Genomic DNA, 2,733 nt, shown 5'->3' with positions numbered 1-2,733 from the left:
AGGCGGTCGCCCGCGGGACCGCTGACGGCGCCGCGACGCAGTGCGGGCGCCAGCAGGCGGGCCGCCGCGACCGCGTCCTGCACCGCCAGGTTGATGCCGACGCCGCCGACCGGCGACATCGCGTGCGCCGCGTCGCCGATGCACAGCACGCCGGGCGCGTGCCAGCGCCGCAGCCGGTCGACGCGCACGTCGAGGTGCTTGACGTCGTCCATCGACGCGATGCCGTCCACGTCGTCCGCGACCTCCGGCACGAGGGCCGCGACCTCCGCCCGGAAGGCGTCGAGGCCGCGCGCCCGCAGCACCGCGTCGGTGCCCTTGTGCCCGAGCACCGCCAGCTGCAGGTAGCCCTGCCGCGGGATCGGGACGGCGACCCGGCCGGGTCGCACCCGCCCGACGAGCGACTCGCCCACGCGGTGCGTGGTGGGGACGCGCACCCACCACACGTCGAACGGCACGCGGACGGACGTCGACGGCAGGCCGACCGCGCGCCGCACCGCCGACCACCGCCCGTCGCACGCGACGACGAGGTCCGCGCGCAGGCGCCCGGGCCCGTCCGGGCCGCGGTACGCGACGCCGGCGACCCGTCCGGCGGCGTCGCGGACCACGTCCGTCACCTCGTGCCGGACCCGCAGCTCGAAGGTGGGCTCGGCGGCGGCGGCGTCCGCGAGCAGGTCGAGCAGGTCCCACTGCGGGATCATCGCGATGTACGGGTGCCGCACGGGCAGGCGCGACAGGTCCGCGACGACGACCGGGCCGGCGGCGGTGTCGACGGCGGCCCGGACGACGCGCGAGTGCGGCAGCGCGGCGACACGGTCGCCGAGCCCCAGGTCGTCGAGCAGGCCGAGCGTCGACGGGTGCACGGTGTCGCCGCGGAAGTCCCGCAGGAAGTCGGCGTGCTTCTCGAGCACGGTGACGCGCACGCCGGCCCGCGCGAGCAGCAGCCCGAGCACGAGCCCCGCGGGCCCGGCCCCGACGACGACGACACCGCCCGGACCCTCGTCCTCCGCCACGCGCACCCCTCCCGCCGGTGAGACCGCCGTCGCGGGGACGTCATGCCCCCGCGACGACGGTCTCACGGCCGTGGGTCGCGCGTCAGGCCCCGGCGCACGTGGCCGTCGGGGTGCCCGGTGCGCCGGAGGCCAGGAAGCCTGCCGTCGTCGTGGCGCCGGGGGCGAGCGTGCCGTTCCAGGACGCGTTCGTCAGGGTGCCGCCGGACGCGGACGCGCTCCACGCCTGCGTCACCGTGGCGCCCGCGACCGTGGCGCGCCAGCCCGTCGTGCCGGCCGCGCCGGCCGTGACCGTGAGCTCGCCCTGCCAGCCGCCCGGCCACGAGCCGACCACGCGGACCGCGGCCGTGCACGCACCCGTGCCGGCGGTCGGCGTGGGCGTCGGGACGACCGTCGGCGTCGGGGTGGGCGTGGCGGTCGGCGTCGGGACGACCGTGGGCGTCGGGGTGGCGGTCGGGGTGACCGTCGGCGTGGGCCTCGGGGTGGCGGTCGGCGTCGGCGCCGGTCCGCCGATGCTGATGTCGCTGCACAGGTAGTACGGCTGGTCCGAGTGGCTGGCCTGCCAGATCGTGTAGAGGATCGCGCGCCCGGAGCGGCCGGTCAGGTCGACGTCGGTGCGGTACTCGCCGGCGGGCGCGTACCGGCCGGTGACCTTCAGCAGCTGCATGTCGGACCACGCCGGTGCCGCGCGCGTGGGGTCGAAGCCGGGCTTCGTCACGTAGACGCGCAGGTAGTCGGCGCCGTGCTTGGCCTGGTCGGTGAGCGTCAGCGTGAACCGGGTCGGCACGGTCGTCGCGACCCAGGGGCCGGGCGTGTCCATGGAGTCGTAGCGGCCGTCCCCGGTGCGGCCGGCGGAGCACAGCTGCCCGTCGGGGATGAGCTCCTCGTGGCGGCCGCCGATGCCCTCGTTGTAGAGGCCGTTCCAGTTCCACATCGCGTTGGTGTCGTGCTGCCACGCCTGCCAGCACATCGGGTCCTGCGTGGCCATCGCCGGGTCCTGGAAGCGGGAGCCCCAGACGTCCCAGCAGCGGTAGTTGCGCGTCGGCGGGTCCGTCACCGAGCCGTGCGCCGCGGCGGGCACGGCGGCGACGACCGTCGTGGCGACGACGGCCAGGGGGACGGCGAGCGCGAGGGTGCGCAGGCGGCTTCTCCAGGTCATGCGGGTCTCCCGTCGGGTCGGGACGCGCGGTGGGGGAGCCGCAGGGGCCGGCGGCGCTGCCGGTGCCCGCGGCGACGAGGGCGCGTCGGCGCCCAGGGTCGTCCCGCGGCGTGCGGGCCCGGTAGGCGTGAAGCGTTTCGACGCGTAAGCGGTTCGACGCGCCTGACGTGCGACGACGTGCGGGGGAGGGTGCCGGGTGACGACGTGCCGGCGTCAGACGCGGCGCAGCACGTGCACGCGCGGGTGGTGGCCCTTCGCGAAGACGCGCGTCGTCGAGACGGGCGCCCACAGCTCCGCCGCCTCGCGCACGACGCGCTCCATGACCTTCACCTCGTGGGTCAGGACGACGAGCCGCCCACCCGGTGCCGTGACGGCGTGCGCGACGCGCAGCAGGTCGGCGTGCAGCGCCGGGCTCGCGGCGTGCGAGCCGTGCAGCGTGCCCCACGGCGGGTCCGCGAGCACGAGGTCCGCCGCGGCCGGCCGGTCGTCGACCGCGAGCCGCTCGGCGACGACGTCCCGCACCGCGGCCGCGTCGGTCGCGTCGGCGCGCACGAGGGCCGCGCGCGA

The 2,733-nt window shown here is 77.4% G+C and carries 2 protein-coding genes and 1 pseudogene; all 3 read right to left on the bottom strand.

Annotated features, from left to right (window positions below; all coding sequences use genetic code 11):
* The coding region (locus tag AB6N23_RS18005) for an FAD-dependent oxidoreductase (RefSeq protein WP_412867335.1) at positions 1-1,010 on the bottom strand (1,010 nt) is incomplete at its 3' end.
* A gap of 82 nt (positions 1,011-1,092) precedes the next feature.
* Positions 1,093-2,166 carry a lytic polysaccharide monooxygenase gene (locus AB6N23_RS18000; RefSeq protein WP_412867334.1) on the bottom strand — a complete coding sequence of 358 codons (1,074 nt, stop codon included), beginning with the start codon at positions 2,164-2,166 and terminating at the stop codon, positions 1,093-1,095.
* Positions 2,167-2,379: 213 nt separating this feature from the next.
* A pseudogene (locus AB6N23_RS17995) lies at positions 2,380-2,733 on the bottom strand (RNA methyltransferase); the annotation flags it as partial.

Source organism: Cellulomonas pasadenensis (assembly GCF_047229365.1).
Taxonomy (GTDB): domain Bacteria; phylum Actinomycetota; class Actinomycetes; order Actinomycetales; family Cellulomonadaceae; genus Cellulomonas.
Note: the sequence above shows the minus strand (reverse complement) of the source record. Positions and strands in the feature narration are given on the sequence as shown.